The sequence below is a fragment of the Arsukibacterium perlucidum DSM 18276 genome, from assembly GCF_000382165.1.
Taxonomy (GTDB): Bacteria; Pseudomonadota; Gammaproteobacteria; order Enterobacterales; family Alteromonadaceae; genus Alishewanella; species Alishewanella perlucidum.
The window spans coordinates 240,415-257,332 of sequence record NZ_KB907701.1; the positions used below are offsets into that span (position 1 = coordinate 240,415).

Annotated in this window: 18 protein-coding genes; 11 read left to right on the forward strand and 7 right to left on the reverse strand. The window is 45.2% G+C overall.

Translation table 11 applies throughout. The features are described from left to right. Positions 1 to 116: 116 nt before the first annotated feature. On the reverse strand, positions 117 to 605 hold the full coding sequence (lrp, locus tag H141_RS0101135) for a leucine-responsive transcriptional regulator Lrp (RefSeq protein ID WP_019674399.1): 489 nt from the start codon (positions 603 to 605) through the stop codon (positions 117 to 119). 135 nt (positions 606 to 740) lie between these two features. Between lrp and ald the strand changes: the two genes are divergently transcribed. The 3 genes from ald (at position 741) to cspE (H141_RS0101150) (ending at position 2,875) form a co-directional block, all read left to right on the forward strand. Beyond that, positions 741 to 1,862: an alanine dehydrogenase gene (gene ald, locus H141_RS0101140; protein ID WP_019674400.1), complete on the forward strand. Its 1,122-nt coding sequence runs from the start codon at positions 741 to 743 to the stop codon at positions 1,860 to 1,862. A 304-nt stretch (positions 1,863 to 2,166) separates the two neighbouring features. Beyond that, the gene (gene cspE / locus H141_RS0101145; protein ID WP_019674401.1) at positions 2,167 to 2,376 is read left to right on the forward strand and encodes a transcription antiterminator/RNA stability regulator CspE; all 210 of its coding nucleotides are present in this window, start codon (positions 2,167 to 2,169) and stop codon (positions 2,374 to 2,376) included. A gap of 289 nt (positions 2,377 to 2,665) precedes the next feature. Then, positions 2,666 to 2,875: a transcription antiterminator/RNA stability regulator CspE gene (gene cspE, locus H141_RS0101150; protein WP_019674402.1), complete on the forward strand. Its 210-nt coding sequence runs from the start codon at positions 2,666 to 2,668 to the stop codon at positions 2,873 to 2,875. Between the two features lie 142 nt (positions 2,876 to 3,017). Here the strand turns inward: cspE (H141_RS0101150) and H141_RS0101155 are convergent, their stop codons facing one another. After that, positions 3,018 to 4,472, reverse strand: a complete 1,455-nt coding sequence (locus H141_RS0101155; RefSeq protein WP_019674403.1) for a glyceraldehyde-3-phosphate dehydrogenase — start codon at positions 4,470 to 4,472, stop codon at positions 3,018 to 3,020. 131 nt (positions 4,473 to 4,603) lie between these two features. Further along, positions 4,604 to 4,993 (reverse strand): peptide-methionine (R)-S-oxide reductase MsrB, encoded by a 390-nt coding sequence (gene msrB, locus H141_RS0101160; RefSeq protein ID WP_019674404.1) that lies wholly within the window; start codon positions 4,991 to 4,993, stop codon positions 4,604 to 4,606. Between the two features lie 182 nt (positions 4,994 to 5,175). Here msrB and H141_RS0101165 point away from each other — a divergent pair, with 182 nt between their 5' ends. From H141_RS0101165 to H141_RS0101190, 5 genes are all read left to right on the forward strand, one after another. Beyond that, positions 5,176 to 5,841, forward strand: coding sequence for a hypothetical protein (locus tag H141_RS0101165; protein WP_019674405.1), 666 nt, complete (start codon positions 5,176 to 5,178; stop codon positions 5,839 to 5,841). Between the two features lie 8 nt (positions 5,842 to 5,849). Next, positions 5,850 to 6,875, forward strand: coding sequence for a serine hydrolase domain-containing protein (locus H141_RS0101170; protein WP_019674406.1), 1,026 nt, complete (start codon positions 5,850 to 5,852; stop codon positions 6,873 to 6,875). Positions 6,876 to 6,877: 2 nt separating this feature from the next. After that, on the forward strand, positions 6,878 to 7,939 hold the full coding sequence (locus tag H141_RS0101175) for a sensor histidine kinase (protein WP_019674407.1): 1,062 nt from the start codon (positions 6,878 to 6,880) through the stop codon (positions 7,937 to 7,939). A 1-nt stretch (position 7,940) separates the two neighbouring features. Beyond that, complete coding sequence (locus tag H141_RS0101180) at positions 7,941 to 8,639, forward strand: LytR/AlgR family response regulator transcription factor (RefSeq protein WP_019674408.1); 699 nt, start codon at positions 7,941 to 7,943, stop codon at positions 8,637 to 8,639. Between the two features lie 213 nt (positions 8,640 to 8,852). Next, complete coding sequence (locus H141_RS0101190; RefSeq protein ID WP_026349147.1) at positions 8,853 to 9,326, forward strand: YaeQ family protein; 474 nt, start codon at positions 8,853 to 8,855, stop codon at positions 9,324 to 9,326. Between the two features lie 68 nt (positions 9,327 to 9,394). Here H141_RS0101190 and H141_RS0101195 read toward each other — a convergent pair whose 3' ends face one another. Further along, on the reverse strand, positions 9,395 to 9,919 hold the full coding sequence (locus tag H141_RS0101195) for a hypothetical protein (RefSeq protein ID WP_019674410.1): 525 nt from the start codon (positions 9,917 to 9,919) through the stop codon (positions 9,395 to 9,397). Between the two features lie 438 nt (positions 9,920 to 10,357). Here H141_RS0101195 and H141_RS0101200 point away from each other — a divergent pair, with 438 nt between their 5' ends. The 3 genes from H141_RS0101200 (at position 10,358) to H141_RS0101210 (ending at position 14,288) form a co-directional block, all read left to right on the forward strand. Further along, complete coding sequence (locus H141_RS0101200; RefSeq protein WP_019674411.1) at positions 10,358 to 10,777, forward strand: hypothetical protein; 420 nt, start codon at positions 10,358 to 10,360, stop codon at positions 10,775 to 10,777. Between the two features lie 24 nt (positions 10,778 to 10,801). Next, positions 10,802 to 12,079, forward strand: a complete 1,278-nt coding sequence (locus H141_RS0101205) for an acetyl-CoA hydrolase/transferase family protein (protein ID WP_019674412.1) — start codon at positions 10,802 to 10,804, stop codon at positions 12,077 to 12,079. A gap of 100 nt (positions 12,080 to 12,179) precedes the next feature. Continuing rightward, on the forward strand, positions 12,180 to 14,288 hold the full coding sequence (locus H141_RS0101210; protein ID WP_019674413.1) for a TonB-dependent receptor family protein: 2,109 nt from the start codon (positions 12,180 to 12,182) through the stop codon (positions 14,286 to 14,288). Between the two features lie 267 nt (positions 14,289 to 14,555). Here the strand turns inward: H141_RS0101210 and H141_RS0101215 are convergent, their stop codons facing one another. From H141_RS0101215 to H141_RS0101225, 3 genes are all read right to left on the reverse strand, one after another. Further along, positions 14,556 to 15,224, reverse strand: a complete 669-nt coding sequence (locus H141_RS0101215) for a LiaF domain-containing protein (protein WP_019674414.1) — start codon at positions 15,222 to 15,224, stop codon at positions 14,556 to 14,558. 196 nt (positions 15,225 to 15,420) lie between these two features. Further along, complete coding sequence (locus tag H141_RS0101220; protein ID WP_019674415.1) at positions 15,421 to 15,828, reverse strand: GFA family protein; 408 nt, start codon at positions 15,826 to 15,828, stop codon at positions 15,421 to 15,423. A 2-nt stretch (positions 15,829 to 15,830) separates the two neighbouring features. Next, positions 15,831 to 16,904 carry a serine hydrolase domain-containing protein gene (locus H141_RS0101225; protein WP_240473073.1) on the reverse strand — a complete coding sequence of 358 codons (1,074 nt, stop codon included), beginning with the start codon at positions 16,902 to 16,904 and terminating at the stop codon, positions 15,831 to 15,833. Between the last annotated feature and the right edge of the window lie 14 nt (positions 16,905 to 16,918).

Consider the following 16,918-nt stretch of genomic DNA (forward strand, 5'->3'; position numbering starts at 1 on the left):
CCAGAGCCAGCAAAAAAGTGCATCAACGCCTTTGCGGAGCGCGCTTGCAGCAAGGCTATGCTCTAACCGGCATTAGCTTAATACAGCGAAGATTAACCGTGGCTTTACCTTATTGGTTACTGGCTCATCGCCACAAAACTGCTTTGTTTTACTTCTTCCATCACCACATAAGTGCGGCTCTCGCGCACACTGGGCAATCTGAGCAACGTTTCACCTAAAAGTTCACGATAGGCCGCCATATTGGCTACCCGGGTTTTCAGCAGAAAATCGAAGCTACCAGACACCAGATGACACTCCTGAATTTCCTCCAGCTTTTGGACGGCCTTGCTAAATTCATCAAAATCTTCCGGTGAGGTTTTACTCAAGGTAATTTCAACGAAAACCAGCAGTGCCGCACCAACCTTATGTGGGTCAACCTGAGCGGTATAGCCTATAATATAGCCTTCGGCTTCAAGCTTGCGCACCCGCTCCAGGCAGGGTGTCGGGCTTAAACCTACCCGCCTGGCTAATTCAACATTCGCCAGGCGGCCATCGTGTTGCAGTTCAGTCAGTATTTTACGATCAATTCGGTCTAACTTCTTGATACTCTTACTTAAAGAATACATAGCAGTGAAAACCACCTATTTTAAAATTTAAACAGGATTTTGCACTAAGCGAGCGCATTAAAACAAGCATTAATTCTGTATTTTAAGCTGTATACTGCGCACAAATTTTACCTCTTACCTACAGGGCGGAATATTATGATCATCGGCATCCCAAAAGAAATAAAAAATCACGAGTACCGTGTTGGCATGACACCAGCCAGTGTGCGGGAGCTAATTGGCCATGGCCATAGTGTTTATGTTGAACACAATGCCGGCATTGGCATTGGCTTTACGGATGAAGACTACACCAATACCGGCGCAGTAGTATTAGCTACTGCAGCAGAAGTTTTCGCCAAAGCAGAAATGATTGTTAAGGTAAAAGAGCCGCAAGCCGTTGAGCGCGCAATGCTGCGTGAAGGCCAGATCCTGTTTACTTACCTGCACCTGGCACCTGACTTACCACAAACTGAAGATTTAATTAAATCTAAAGCAGTATGTATTGCTTATGAAACCGTAACAGACAGCAAAGGTGGCTTGCCGCTGCTTGCGCCGATGTCAGAAGTGGCCGGCCGGATGTCAATTCAGGCCGGTGCCCGGGCACTGGAAAAGTCCTGCGGCGGCCGCGGTGTTTTGTTAGGCGGCGTACCAGGTGTAGCACCAGCAAAAGTAGTAGTAATCGGCGGTGGTATGGTAGGTACTAATGCGGCACAAATGGCAGTAGGTATGGGTGCCGATGTGTCAGTGTTAGATCGTAACGTCGATGTCCTGCGTCGGATTAATGCTCAGTTTAACGGTGCCGTAAAAGCAATATATTCAACTGCTGCAGCGTTAGAGCAGGAAGTATTGGCAGCCGATTTGGTTATTGGCGGCGTACTGGTGCCAGGTGCTGCGGCGCCAAAATTAATCACTGCGGAGCATATTAAACGGATGAAACCGGGCTCAGCTATTGTAGATGTGGCGATTGACCAGGGCGGCTGTGTCGAAACCTCACGGGCAACAACTCATGCCGATCCTACTTATATCGTGGATGAAGTTGTGCACTACTGTGTAGCAAACATGCCAGGTGCAGTACCCCGGACGTCTACTTTCGCCCTAAACAACGCAACGCTGCCCTTTATTATCCGCCTCGCTAATAAAGGCTACAAACAGGCATTAACTGAAGATAAGCACTTGTTGGCTGGCCTGAACGTTTATCACGGGAAAGTGACTAACCAGAGCGTGGCAGAGGCTCTTGGTTTTGCTTACGTCGCACCAGAGCAGGCAATTGGCAATAAATAGTCATACTGAAACAAGCTAAATCCAGTAAAAACCGGCTAAAAGCCGGTTTTTTTTATTTTTCTATCAATTATTTTCGTTAATTCAATAATAAAGCTATACATTGAGCTCAGAACTGTTAAAGTGCTTCCCGGCCTGTAAAGCAGACCTATGTAACAACATGTTTTTGAAAACTTCGCTACACAGCTTCATAGTAAGTCATGTCCCTGAAGATTCACGCACGTTTGCCCGCATAAGTAAATTTAACAGTCAGGCTAACAGCGCATTAAGCGTAATTTAGTTTCATTAAAATTTTTAGGAGTCATTCATGGCTAAAGTAACTGGTGTAGTAAAGTGGTTCAACGCTGATAAAGGTTTCGGTTTCATTACTCAGGATAACGGCGGCGCTGACGCGTTCGTTCATTTCCGTGCAATCATGACTGAAGGTTACAAAACCTTAGACGAAGGTCAACGCGTAACGTTCGAAATCGAACAAGGCCAGAAAGGCCCTCAAGCTGCTAACGTTACTGTTCTTTAATAGCACAGTTCGTTTCAGTTTAAAAAAACCGGCTTTTAGCCGGTTTTTTTTATTTCATTAATCTTATTGTTTATAGAATAAAAACTATACTTTCATTTCAGAACTGATATTATGTCTTCCGGCCTGTATAACAGACCTATGTAACAACATGTTTTTGAACACTTCGCTACAAGCTTCATAGTAAGTCATGTCCCTGAAGATTCACGCACGTTTGGCCACATAAGTAACAGTCAGGCTATCAACGCATTAAGCGTAAATTATGTTTTATTAAAATTTTTAGGAGTCATTCATGGCTAAAGTAACTGGTGTAGTAAAGTGGTTCAACGCTGATAAAGGTTTCGGTTTCATTACTCAGGATAACGGCGGCGCTGACGCGTTCGTTCATTTCCGCGCAATCATGACTGAAGGTTACAAAACCTTAAACGAAGGCCAGCGCGTTGCTTTCGAAATTGAACAAGGCCAGAAAGGCCCACAAGCTGCTAACGTAACTCTGCTGTAATAGCTAAGCACGTTCAGTTTAAAAAAGCGGCCGTTTTAACGGCCGTTTTTTATTGGCTGAAATTCGGTATCGCCATTACATTTCTTCATACAGAAACGCCGCAAAATTGCGGCGTTTTTTACTAATTTACATGCGGCATTAGTTACTCTTTGGCAACAGGTAAGGTTGGGTACTTAATCCCGGCCATATCATTCATCACCCGGATAACCTGAGTACTGTAACCAAACTCGTTATCATACCAGACATACAGCACACAACGATCACCGTCAACTATAGTAGCTTGCGAGTCAACTACGCCGGCATAACGTGAACCGACTAAGTCCGAGGATACAATTTCAGTAGAACTGGTGTAATCAATCTGATCCTGCAGTTCAGAAAACAGTGAGGTCCGTTGTAAAAAGGCGTTAAGTTCGTCACGGCTGGTTTCTTTATTCAGATTTAACGACAAAATTGCCATAGAAACATTCGGCGTAGGCACCCGAATAGCGTTGCCGGTAAGTTTGCCCTTTAACTCAGGTAATGCCTTTGCCACCGCACTGGCTGCGCCGGTAGAGGTAATAACCATATTAAGAGGTGCAGCCCTGCCCCGACGTTCAGCTTTGTGGAAGTTATCAATCAGATTTTGATCGTTGGTGTAAGAGTGTACGGTTTCAACATGGCCGTTACGGATACCAAACTCATCATTCAATGCTTTTAATACCGGTGTAATAGCGTTGGTAGTACAACTGGCAGCAGACACAAATTTATGTTCAGGCATAATCATGTGTTGGTTTACACCGTAAACAATATTTGGCACATCGCCTTTTGCCGGTGCTGTTAACAGTACCCGGGCCGTACCTTTACTCTGGAAGTGGATAGCCAGTTCTTGATCATCTTTCCAGATGCCGGTGTTGTCGACCACCAGGGCGTTATCAATACCATACTCTGTGTAATCAACCATTTCAGGTGAGCTGGCGTAAATAACCTTTATAAAAGTACCGTTAGCTTTAATGCCCTGGTTTTCTTCATCGACCGTGATGCTGCCATTGAAAGGTCCGTGAATTGAATCACGGCGCAGCAGGCTGGCCCGCTTTTCCAAATCGCCCTTTTTGCCACCACGCACCACTATCGCTTTTAACCGTAATTTGCTGCTTGGACCAGAACGCTCCAGCATCAGCCTGGCCAGTAAACGTCCGATCCGGCCAAAGCCATATAACACAACGTCAGTGGGCTTAACTTTGTCTTCATGATCAAGAATATCAGCCAACTCACGCGCTAAATATTGCTCGAGGTTCAAACCCGCCCCTGAGTTCTTAAATAAGAAACCGTAAGCAAGTTTGCCAATATCAACCCGTCCCGGCGCCAGATTCATTTTGCTGATGGCTTCCAGAACCGGAAAACTCTCGCGCAGCCGCAATTTTTCACCTTCAAATCGCTCTACCGTTTTATGTGCTTTGATAATGTCGATAGTGGTGGCGTTAACCAGCGGGCGGCCATATACGACGACTTCAATTCCTTTGTTTCGGTATAGACGGCCAATAATTGGCTGCATATTTTCGGCATATTCCTGGCGTTCCTGCCAGCTTTTCTGGTATTGCTCTGCGTGTGATAGGGTCATGTGTCGGCCTTTTACTTCAAAAAGATGAATTAATCGGAGCCTCGTGCTGCTTTGTAGGGTACAGCTTGTTTACGAAAGGCGGCACATTGTAATAGATATTGAAACCTTACCACAACCACAACAAGTCAATTTCAGGCTTTTGTCGCATGTTGAAACCTTAAACTTACAGAGTTTACGCAATATCGCTGACCAGTAGGTGCCGGGCCATCGTCAAATACATGACCCAGGTGAGCATCACAGTTACTGCAGAGAATTTCTGTCCGCTGCATGCCATGAGTGGTATCGGTATCGTATTTTACCCTGCCCTCTAACGCCTGGTAAAAACTAGGCCAACCGCAACCTGCATCAAACTTAGCGTCGGAGGCAAACAATACTGCACCACAACAAATACAATGGTAGGTGCCATCTGCAGTATGATGCAGCAACTCTCCCGTGAAAGGATACTCAGTACCTTTTAACCGGGTTACCCGATATTGCTCATCGGTTAAGCGTTGTTGCCATTGTTGCTCTGTTAACTTCATAATTCCTTCCAGTTTACGATGATGCTTATGCGATAATTCAGTTCAGAGTTATTAACAGTTTAGCTTTATTGTGGCGTTTTACCTTTAATATACGAAAAACGCCGCTCGTCATAAAACGCACTAAACAATATTTTCAGACATTAAACTTACCTGGCAGCATTCACCCACTTAAGGAGTTACTTATGCAAAAACCACTATTTTGGTTCACTCTGCTTCTGTCAATGTTACTTTCTGCGCCGCTATTTGCAGAGGAGCTCACCGGCAAATGGCGCGGCAACCTGCAGATGGCGCCACAGGCAGAATTGACCCTTGGCATCAATATTTACAATGGTCCGCAAGGATACACCCTGACAATCGACAGCCCTAATCAAGGTATATTCGATTATAGTCCCAGTCATTTTAAAATCGATGGTAGCAATGTGCAGTTTCAGGATGACAAGCTAAATGCCAGTTTTACCGGCGCCTTACAGCAAGGTCTGTTGCGTGGCGAATTCAGCCAGGGTAAAAAACTTACGCTTAACTTAACCAAACTGGACGAGGCACAGCTACAATTGCTAGAAAATGAAGGCAGCTGGTTTGGTGATCTTATTATCAATAACAGTGCCCGTTTACCGCTTGTTTTAAATATAGCGGTGGCTGATAAAGGCTATCATGTCACGCTTGACAGCCCTAAACAGCAAAGCTTTGGCATTCCGGTAGAGACATTCAGCTTAACTGCCGACAAAATGGAGTTTAAGTCAGCTTTAATCAACGCAAACTACAGCGCCATTTGGCAGGATAACAGCTGGCAAGGTACTTTTGTACAAGGAGCAGCAATGCCGTTGGTCCTAAAAAAAAAGCAGAACTGAATAATCAGTTGAGCCCTACCGTTGCCACTATAAACCACTGGTTGCCCGCTGAATTTGGCGATACAGGTGTGGCAGTAGCGATTATTAGTGGTGGCCAAACCCGCTTTTATCTGCACGGCTTCGCCGACCACAGCAAACAACAAGCTGTCGGCAAGCAAACGTTATTTGAAATTGGCTCAGTAACCAAACCTTTGGTTGGTTTGGTTACTGCCCTGTTAGTAACGGACCAACAACTGAGCCTCGACACTACTGTCGCAGCCTTGTTGCAACATGCAGATTATCAGCAGCATCAATATACTCTGGCGCAGCTGCTGAGCCATTACAGTGGTTTGCCTCGCTTACCTGCCAACTTACCCCTGACAGACTTAACCGATCCCTATGCAAACTACAGCCAAGCTGATTTAATGGCTGCTTTGCAGCAAGTACAACCCGGCGAGCAGCAATTTGAATACTCAAATTTTGGCTATGGCTTGCTGGCAGAGCTGATTAGCCGGCAACAAAACGTTGGCTTCTCAGCGATGATGCAACAGCAATTATTTAATCCACTGAACATGACAGCCAGTACAGTTGCTATTACGGGCGGCAGCTATACTAATCGAGCACAGGGGTATCAGCCAGATGGGACTGATTCTGCAAACTGGCATTTTCAGGCACTTGCTGGCGCTGGCGCAGTGTTGTCGTCAATTGCTGATATGGCCAAGCTGGTAGAACATTACCTGAGTGCTACGGCTACAGACAACTTGTCAACAAGAGCCAGCAGCAATACGCCGTCACTAGCTAAAGCAATGCGTTTATCGGTAACGCCCGCAGCAGCAGATCCAACGATCGGTTTTGGCTGGATGCTACAGCCGGAAGGGCTTATATGGCATAACGGCCAGACCGGAGGATTTAACGCTTTCGTCGGTTTTGCCCCTGCTGAACAGGTAGGTATTATTATTCTGAGCAATGCTACTATTCCGGTAACGCCAGGTGGCATGACCCTGTTACAACAACTGCAACAACAGGCAAACACCAAAAGTAATGAGCAGCCATAACAATGAGTGATGAATTAGCCATAGCCCAACCACGGCGCCACCTCTATCTTATCTGTCAACTTAGCGGTTGGTTGCTGTTATATGCTTTGATTAGTATCGCAGCATGGATGCGGCCGATTTTTACCGAAGTAGAATTACTATATGCGTTGGTATTAGTTGGCAGCAGCGCTATTGGTTCGCATTTAATCCGGCTCGGCTATAAAAAGCGCTTTCGTCGGAGAAACATCTGGCAACAAGCACTGTATCTGGCAATTAGCAGCCTGCTGGTTGCCGCTATCGCTGCCGTGCTTTTGGTCGTCACGGCGTTTGCTCTGGCCCATTTTGGCGTTACCAATCCAATACCGCAGGCACAGCGTGGCTTTGTAGCCAGAGTGGTTTTTAGCGGCAATTTTTTCAATATGCTGATGGCGCTTTTATTCTGGTCAGCACTTTATTTCAGTATTACTAAAGTACGACAATTACGTCAAACAAGTGAACTGTTAAAATCAAGTCAGCTTGATGCGCTAAAAAACCAACTTAACCCCCACTTTTTGTTTAACGCCATCAATAATATCAGGGCATTAATTCTGGAAGATCCGGCCCGCGCCAGAGAAATGCTGGCCCGACTGTCAGACATGCTACGCTACAGTCTGAGTAAAGATGACCAAGCCAAAGTAACACTTAGTGCTGAGCTTGCTATTGTTAACGAATATATTGCACTTTGCTCTATTCAGTTCGAAGAACGACTGTATTTTTCTTTGAATGCCGAACAGCGTTGCCAACAAGCATTGGTGCCCAAGTTATTGCTGCAATTGTGCGTCGAGAATGCTATCAAGCATGGTATCAGTAAAGATATCGACGGCGGCAGTATCAACGTGACAGTGCATCAAATCAATAATATGCTGAATATCAGCATTATAAACGACGGTAGCCTTGATACAGATGCAAATCATCAAGGCGTTGGCTTACAAAACATCCGGCAACGACTGGCATTACTATACCCTGACGAGCGGCAAGCCGGATTAACCATATCCAGCGAACACCATAAGGTAAAAACTCAGATTCGCTTGCCACTGGAGTTTTAATATGAAGGTATTGGTTGTAGACGACAGCCGGCTGGCTCGCCTGGAGTTAGCACAGCAATTAAATCATATAAGCGGCACCAGTCTGATTGGCGAGGCCGCCAATATTCGCCAGGCTAAACAGCAAATTGAAACACTGAAACCCGACGTGGTATTGCTGGATATTAATATGCCCGGCGGCGATGGATTTAAATTACTGGAACAACTCGACTATCTGCCTCAGGTCATTTTCATTACGGCTTATGATCATTATGCGCTCAAATCATTCGAATATAATGCTCTGGATTATTTACTAAAGCCAGTGACCTTAAGCCGGCTGCAAGCTGCTTTTGATAAGTTACAACCTGTTAGTCAAAACGGACAAAAATTGGCACTACATCAACAGTTTTTCATTAAAGATGGTGAGAATTGCTTTTTTGTAAAATTAGCTGACGTGATTTGTTTTGAAGCAATGGGCAACTACACCCGGGTTCACCTGGCACAGGCCACGCCGGCAACCTATCGCAGTATCAGTGCTGTTGCTCAGCGATTACCGGCGGAATTTTTTTTTCGCGCCAATCGTAGCTGGATAATAAATACGCAGTATATCAAAGAGATAACACCATCTATTGCCGGCGGTTTCGATGTGTTACTGCAAAATAATAAGCAGGTGGAAATATCACGCCGCCAGGCCAGCGCTTTTCGCCAGCAATGGAGTCTGTAACGGTCGATGACTGAAACCTACTTCCCCTAAAGCAAATAACAACTAACGGCACAAAATTTGCTGGTTTTTACGGGAGTGTAATTAAGCAGTGCACGGTAATGACTCTTAAATTAAGTGGTAGCCTGGCAAATTTGTGTCAGGTAGCAACCCTGGATGGCAAAAATGTTGATGAGTACCAAGATAGTCAGGCTGGATTTGAGCTATAACTGCGAAATGCATAATTTGTTTCAGCAGCAGCGTCATTATATTGCCCCTTATCAGGCCGAGTCAGCAGAGCACTTCGCCAGACGGCTGTTGGCGTATCTTACGCTATATGAGCTAAGCCCTACCTTAAATCAACATCCAAATGCCGGGAAACTGCCCGACTTATACTTACAAGACGCTCAGCAACATTTTACACTGTGGGGTGCAGTAGATCCCCTAAGCGACAAAAGTATGCGACGGGCAATGCATCAAGCAGATCAGGTGATTTTATTTCTGTCTGAGCATCAGGCCATCAAAAACAGTGACTGGCAAAATAATGCTGCTACAGATTGTTATAAATTCAGTGATGCCGACCTCAGCCACCTGATATTGATGCTTAAACCTCATATGCAAATTAGTGTCTGGCGCGAGGACGATAAACTCAGTCTGACCGATGGTACTCAATTGCTCGATATTCAGCTGCAACACTGTTCCCATCATTAGTCAGCATGATATTGGTGCAGCGAACTGATAAAATGCATCGAGCTCATAACATTACTGGCGTGTTTAGCTTAATTTCTGAAAAGCTGCTCAATACTTCGCCGATATCGCGTTGACGATGCATCCGGTTTTTGTAAATCAGCAACCAGCTGTTTGATCTGAGTTTCATTATCAGCCAACAGATAACTATAACCACCACTGGCAGAAGTTAAAATACCCATGTTGAGTTGGACTGAACCGTCGTCAGACCGGATAAACACCAGATTATTACGAATTTTAAATCTCTCAGCGCTGTATTGAAAAAACTGTATGGAATATTCAAGCTGTTGAAATGAGGTTGGGTAACCGGCACGTTTTGCCGGGTATTCGCTTAAAGAATGACTTAACAATGCCTGTTCAGCATATACGGCATCTGGTTTGCTGCCAGCAAATTGAAAGTGCAGCCGGCAAAACCCTGGCTTTTTTTGTTCGATAATTTGCCAACAAGCAGCATTGCGCTCTGCGTCAAATTGTACGGTAACTGCCGCAACTGTCTTAAAAGACAGAAACAATACCCCGATAACCAACAACAAATATGGCTTTTGAATTAGATTCACAACGCGTCCTCCATTACACAACTGTACTGCTCGTACAAGTTAAAAAAAATTGTACGCATTTTAAGTTATAGTTGGATTAGTTAAGCTATGCAATTAATTAATTTTTTTATCTAAATTAGATTACCGCTATAACTTGCTTAAGAACTGGCGTAAGCCGTAGGTTGTTCGTTCAGAGTTTACCGGATCTCCTAAGGTTTAAACATATTCTATCGACCGGCCAGATTCATACATCAGCGCAGGACTTAGATTTCTCAAACTATCAATTCTAGCGATCAAAAACAGTTGTCAACATAAAATATTAACTACAAAATATTTCTCTTTTATTCAGTTGGCTTGATAGCCTCACCGCCACTATTTTCTTGTTGATTTAGAAAGAAAGGTCATTTAGATTAGCAATTAAATAATTGATATTATTAACAATCCTTGAAGGAACCTCCAATGAAATTGATTAGACTTACCCTGATTTTACTTTGCATGACTTATGGCACAGCGCCTTACGCAGAAGATTTTGCCCGCCTGACTGACGGTGGCATTAGCGTTAGCGATAAAAACTTTCCCTGGCAGCTGGTAGTCGACAGAGGCAAGATTTTAGGTTGTGTCTACGACAATAAATTTTACTCGCTGGGTGCCATTTTAATTTTAGAGTCACTGCCACGGAAATGTGAACTGGCATCGGACAGAAATGGTTTATGGGAGCAGCTCTCTGAAACAGAATTGCTTCTGTTCCAGGAAAGTATTGAAAAGCAACAAGCCGCCCAGCCAGAGGCTACCTATATTGGCAACGAGCCAATAAACGATGACGAAGCACGACTAATTCGCTATCTGCGCAGTGCCAAAAAGCAGGCAGAAAGCCAGTAAATTAACTTTATCAGGAGCACAGATATGCAAGTCAGCAGTCCGGAGCAGGCCCTTAATCTCATCCAGGATAATGACAATATCTGGTGCCATTCAATGGCGGCAACCCCCTACTACCTGTTGCAAGCCTTGGCAAAGGTAGCACTGCAGCGGCAAAACCTGACGCTGTTGCAACTGCATACCGAACATAGCGAGATGCTATGTGCCCCTGAGTTGCAAGGCCATTTGCGCCAGCGTTGTTTTTTCGTGGGTAGCAGTACGCGAGCGGCCGTGAACTGCGGAAATGCCGACTACGTACCAATGTTTTTATCAGAAATTCCCAAATTATTCCGAAGTGGCGAGCAAAAACTGGATGTCGCGTTAATTCAGGTATCCAAACCCGATAATCATGGGTTTTGCAGTTTAGGCGTGTCGGTAGAAGCCACGCGCGCAGCCTTGCAAATGGCAAAAAAAGTAATAGCCTGGGTAAATCCGTTATTGCCGCGCACCCATGGCGACTCTTTTATCCACTTAAGCCAGATAGACCGCTATGTTGAACATGCCGCGCCCCTGCCCCTGCACAAAGCGGCGCAACAGGATGCGGTGTCAATGCAAATTGGCCGTAATGTCGCCAGTTTAATTCGTGATGGTGACTGCCTGCAAATGGGTATTGGCGCTATACCAGATGCAACTCTTGGCTATCTTGGCGACAGACAGCATCTTGGAATTCATACCGAAATGTTCTCCGATGGCGTCCTGCCCCTAATTGAGCAAGGCGTGATTACCAACCTGAATAAACGCAAACACCGCGGTAAAATAGTCACGACTTTTGCGATGGGTAGCCAGAAGCTATATGACTTTATTGATGACAACCCGCAAGTGGTATTTCTGGATGTTGAATACACTAACGATACCTCAGTTATCCGGCAAAACCCTCAAGTTGTGTCGATCAACAGTGCCCTGCAGGTTGATTTAAGCGGCCAGGTTTGTGCCGATTCGCTGGGTACCAAAATTTATTCAGGGGTTGGCGGTCAAATGGATTTTGTCCGCGGCGCAGCGCTGTCAGATGGAGGCCGCGCTATTATTGCCCTGCCAGCCACTGCAGCAGCCGGCAGCATATCGCGCATCAGCTCGCTGTTAAGCCCGGGCGCCGGGGTGGTAACTACCCGCGCCCATGTGCATTACATTGTTACCGAGTATGGCATCGCTAATTTACGCGCCAAAAGCTTACAGGAGCGGGCCCGCGCCTTGATAGAAATAGCCGCACCGCAGTTTCGCGCCAGCCTTGCCGAGCAAGCCTGGCAAGATTGGGGGCTTAAGGTTTGATGACGAATAAAAATCGTTAAAGCAATTAAAAAAATATTCCAATTCTTAATGCAAATGATAATATATCTCATTGCCATATATATTTAATTGGAGTATCAACATGCAAAAAACAAAAATTGCCCAAACTGTCGCTATAGCATTAGGCTTGCTCGCGATTGAAGCGAAAGCTCAGCAGGCAGAAGAACCTCAGGTTGAAGTATTAGAAATACGTGGTGAGGCGCTAACAGATAGTGCCGACGTGATGCCTGAGTTAATTCAGGGGCGTATATTTGCCGGCAAAAAAACATCAGTTGTCGATTTAACTGAGCAGCCTGCGTTGGTTGAACCGAACTTACGCACAATGTTTGCTACCTTGCCGGGCTTGTTTGTATCAGAACAAAAAATTCCCAGTATTTACAATGTCAATTACCGTGGATTAGGCAATCCACATGAATCTGAGTTTGTTGCCTTTTATCAAGACAATGTGCCGCTGGGGGCGAACATGTTTGGCTATCCCACCATGTACTATATGCCAGGTGGGCAGCGAATTGAGCGGGTAGAATTTATCCGTGGTGGCTCTGGCTTATTATATGGACCACAAATTGGCCCCGTTGTGAACTTTGTAACGCGTAGCCCTTCAGCTCAGGCTGAAACAAGCATTATGACCGAGCAGGCCGTGGGTAGCGACTCTTTATACAGCACATACAACGAAGCACGTTGGGCACAAGGTAACACCGGTTTTCTGGCGTCGTTTGAGCATCGCAGTGCCGATGGTCCCCGCAATAATGAAGACTTTGATGTTAGTTCAGGCTATCTGGGGCTGAGCTATGAAGGCTTTAAAGATATTAAAATTGGCGCCAACCTGGATGTTTATAGCTCTGATTCAGGTGAAGCGGGCCGTTTAACCTCCGCAGAATTTGCGGCAAATCGCGATCTCGTCAAAACACCATTTAACCGGGTGAAAATTGATCAAACCCTGGCCAGTGTAACTTATGAGCAACAACTGGATGCGTCTTCCAGCCTTAATGGCAAAATCTGGTATCTGGGGATGGATCGCTTTAGCCGCCGTTCCGCCGCCTTTATAGCACCTGCGTCAGAGCCTGTTTCAACCAGCATTGACGAGCAGCAATTCCGTAATCTGGGTTATGATCTTCGTTACAGCCTGGCCTGGGCTGACAATCATATCTTAACCGCGGGCAGCTCAGGCTATCGTGGTGACAGTCCCCGGACACAACATCGTAGCAGTGACATTCGCTCTGATAACCAAAATACGGCTGATTTACGTTTTGAACAAGATCGTGTCATAACCTATACAGCGCTGTTTATCGAAAATTTATTCCATTTCGGTAACGTCACTCTGGCTCCGGCCATGCGCTATGAGCGTATTAATTACGACATGGTTGAACTGACAAAAAGCCCTGGACTGAACCGCGATGCTATTGATTTTGAACGCACTTATAATGAAGTATTGTTCGGCTTAGGTGCTGGCTATAAGCTGTCTGGTACAGCAGAAATCTATGCCAATATTTCTGAGTCTTACCGGCCGCAGCGGTTTGACGATGTGATTAATCCGACCTCTGAGTTGGCGGGCAGCAATGACCCTTCAGTATCAAAAGCGATGAACTATGAACTAGGCTACCGCAGCCAGGTTACCGAGCAATTTGCGGTTGATGTCAGCCTGTTCCGTATTGACTTTAATGATAAAATTGAACAAATTCAGGTTAATATCGCAGACATTGAGCGTGTTAACAGTGGTGATTCACGGCATCAGGGACTGGAACTAAGCCTGCAATATGATTTTGAGCTGGCAGCAGGTCATAATTTAAGCGCTTTTGCTAACGGCTCCTGGTTAGATGCTGAAATTATGCGCAGCGTTAACAGCAGCCTGGTCGGTAACACCGTATCTTTTGCCCCGGATTATCTGCTACGTAGTGGTTTAATGTATGCAGGCAATGGCTTAACCGCATCATTAAGTCTGACCATGGTTAGCGATCAATACTGGCAAGACTCTAATTTACCACGTGGTTCCGATTCAGCAACCATTGATGCCAAGATCCCTTCTTATGAAGTGCTGGATTTTAGTGCTGAGTATGCTTTATCGGTGCAGTGGTCATTATATGCCGGCATCAACAATCTGTTGGATGAAAATTATTATAGCCGGGTTAGAACAGATGGTATTGAACCCGCACCTGAGCGCACCGCCTATATCGGTTTTAGGTTCAGTCTGTAATATAACATTGAATCAGCCGGCTTTTGACTGGCTTATAAAGTTAGTAACCCCGGTTTAATATCGGGGTTACTTTTTTGCACAGATGTAGTCTGAAAAGTCGTGCTATGAAATAAAAATGAACTCTGTTACCAACTAAAACAGAACGTTAGACCAGATAGCATCAAAAAATAGCTGTTGTTCTAAAAAGCTCTTAGCCGCAAAGTTTCCAATGCCGGAAATAACAACTCATTCATCCTTTAAACAGAGCACTATACTCAAACTGGTTACTTATGGCTTATTAAAACCAAAAACTGCCCGGCACTGATCAGCAAAGGCACTGAATTTTTCTTTCATAGTTTTTTTCAGTTTCACATCCAGCGAGCCAAGAATTGAATAACCTTCAATCACAATTTGCGGGGCCTGGCGGTCACCCATACAGGGTGCCCTGTTATCGGTGCTACCAATAATATTGAACATATTTGATACCACATTAACCTGCTCCGGCACCAGAATGGTCAGGCTGCCAATCCAGTTATTTACCCGGATAACAATGTGCTGGTGTTGAAAAATAGCTTCCGAAAAATCCAGCTCTACCGAGCCTAGCACGCTAACAATTCGTATTTCAGCTGGCACTAACCACTGGCCACTATGCTGGTTTGATGACAGGACACAAATAATTTTTTCGTTGCGGGTATCGTTACCTGCCTGATAGCGTGGCGAGAAGCTACGCTCGCGCTGTTGTTGATACTGGCTATCTGGCTGCAAAGTTAAATCTGCCACTACATCAATCAGTTCCTGAACGTTTTTCGCATCAGACGCCACATCCAACCGTCGCTCGAAAGCCTCTGCCGATATAATGCCGTGGCTGTAATTCATAATCAGCTGATCTATGGCTTCCTGGCGTACCTGATCAAACGGCCGGTCTTCAATTTTTACACCACTGGTATCAATAGCCATAACGAACTCCTGTTTAGCATAGTTTATTGCTAAAACGTTAGCATAATTCGATTAAGCTAATTTGGTTTTTTGGTATCAAAATGTAAATAGCAAATGATATTTAGCAACTGGATTCACTCACATTACCTAACCGGCTGCTGTCGACGCCTGATATAAAACAGCGATATTTCGGTAAAAAATACATTGTGTTTATCTACTAATTACGCCCCGGCTCAAAACTATCGTAACGCGGCAAGTTAGCGTCTAAATCTTCCCAGTTAGCTTTAGAACTGTAAAAGTTATGCGATAGCGGCCGTTCACTGATATCCGAATTAACAATACCTAGTCTTATTCTGATCCGCGCAGGATCGTCTGCATTACTGCTATACACCGGAGAGCCACAGTTGCTGCAAAAATGGCGAACACAGCCTGGTTTAAAAGCAAATTGACTTAACCGGGCCGCCCCTTTTAAAATTTTAAAATCAGCTGTTTGCACAAAGCCATTGGTAGCAAAAGCGGTACCGCTGGACTTGCGGCACAGCGAACAATGGCAATGAATTATGCTATCGATAGCCCCGTTAATTTCAATAGCGACTTCACCACATAAACACCCACCCTGGTACATTGTTACTCCTCATTAGTGACGAAAGAGAGCGCAGCCTCAACTAGAGTATCCCGATAAGTTGGAATAAACTTACTGTCGTTGTTAGTCATAAAAATAATCAGTAATTGCATATTGGCGTAATAGCGAAAATCGGTGGTAAAAATGCCATTACTGCCTCCATGACGTATTACTTTACCAGCGGAATTGGCAGGTTCTACAATCCAGCCATAACTGTAAAAAACACCTTCGCGAGACGTCGCAACATGAGGCGTAAATAACAATGAAATTGACGCCTCGCTTAATACTACTGCGTTTTGTAGCGCCTGCTGCCAGCGCTTAAGATCGGCCAAGGTTGATAAAAAGCCGCCATTGGCATGTAAATTCCACCATGGGCCATCTTTGTCCCAGGATTTCTCCAGTGGCGTGCCCCAGCGCTTGCTACTGCCGTCAGCTTGGCCACCAAAAATACTATCCCGTTTTAGCTCATACCCAGTCGCCAAAGGTAAACCAGACCAGTCAGGAATACGGTAACCGGTATGCTGTAATCCAGCCGGCTTCAATAAATGCTGCTGCAGATACTGCTCATAGCTCTGGCCGGATACCCGCTCAATAACTAATCCCAACACCGCATAACCTGCATTAGAGTACGAAAAAGCAGTGCCGGGCGACGAATCAAGTTGTGAACGAAACAATCGCTTGGTAAAAGTCGTGCGGCTGACTTTGCTGTAATCGCCACCGGATAAGTTATTGACCAGACCTGAGGTGTGAGTAAGCAGCTGATGTAACGTAATAGCCTTTTGATCTTTGGCAGCTTCCGGGAAGAACTGGCCCAGAGTATCGCTTAACTTCAGTTTGCCTTGTTCCTGGAGTTTTAATATGGCAGCAGCGGTAAACTGTTTAGTCAACGAACCAATATCAAATACTGTATCAGTAGTAAAAGCGCGACCGGCCTCATAGTCTGCCGTACCAAAGGCTTGCAGCAGCAATATTTCATCCGCCATCATAACCAATACCTGACCATCAAAACCGTCGGCCACTGCTTGCTGTTGCCACTGCTGAAGGGCAGCTGGTGCTGCATTTAGCGTCGGCAATAACACCAAACTGCTACAAC

What these genes read in the sequence shown, in the direction of transcription:
- msrB (WP_019674404.1), bottom strand. Translation starts at nt 4,993, where the DNA reads ATGAAGTTAACAGAGCAACAATGGCAACAACGCTTAACCGATGAGCAA.
- H141_RS0101155 (WP_019674403.1), bottom strand. Translation starts at nt 4,472, where the DNA reads ATGACCCTATCACACGCAGAGCAATACCAGAAAAGCTGGCAGGAACGC.
- lrp (WP_019674399.1), bottom strand. Translation starts at nt 605, where the DNA reads ATGTATTCTTTAAGTAAGAGTATCAAGAAGTTAGACCGAATTGATCGT.
- H141_RS0101200 (WP_019674411.1), top strand. Translation starts at nt 10,358, where the DNA reads ATGAAATTGATTAGACTTACCCTGATTTTACTTTGCATGACTTATGGC.
- ald (WP_019674400.1), top strand. Translation starts at nt 741, where the DNA reads ATGATCATCGGCATCCCAAAAGAAATAAAAAATCACGAGTACCGTGTT.
- H141_RS0101180 (WP_019674408.1), top strand. Translation starts at nt 7,941, where the DNA reads ATGAAGGTATTGGTTGTAGACGACAGCCGGCTGGCTCGCCTGGAGTTA.
- H141_RS0101215 (WP_019674414.1), bottom strand. Translation starts at nt 15,224, where the DNA reads ATGGCTATTGATACCAGTGGTGTAAAAATTGAAGACCGGCCGTTTGAT.
- H141_RS0101220 (WP_019674415.1), bottom strand. Translation starts at nt 15,828, where the DNA reads ATGTACCAGGGTGGGTGTTTATGTGGTGAAGTCGCTATTGAAATTAAC.
- H141_RS0101165 (WP_019674405.1), top strand. Translation starts at nt 5,176, where the DNA reads ATGCAAAAACCACTATTTTGGTTCACTCTGCTTCTGTCAATGTTACTT.
- H141_RS0101205 (WP_019674412.1), top strand. Translation starts at nt 10,802, where the DNA reads ATGCAAGTCAGCAGTCCGGAGCAGGCCCTTAATCTCATCCAGGATAAT.
- cspE (WP_019674402.1), top strand. Translation starts at nt 2,666, where the DNA reads ATGGCTAAAGTAACTGGTGTAGTAAAGTGGTTCAACGCTGATAAAGGT.
- H141_RS0101210 (WP_019674413.1), top strand. Translation starts at nt 12,180, where the DNA reads ATGCAAAAAACAAAAATTGCCCAAACTGTCGCTATAGCATTAGGCTTG.
- H141_RS0101190 (WP_026349147.1), top strand. Translation starts at nt 8,853, where the DNA reads ATGCATAATTTGTTTCAGCAGCAGCGTCATTATATTGCCCCTTATCAG.
- cspE (WP_019674401.1), top strand. Translation starts at nt 2,167, where the DNA reads ATGGCTAAAGTAACTGGTGTAGTAAAGTGGTTCAACGCTGATAAAGGT.
- H141_RS0101175 (WP_019674407.1), top strand. Translation starts at nt 6,878, where the DNA reads ATGAGTGATGAATTAGCCATAGCCCAACCACGGCGCCACCTCTATCTT.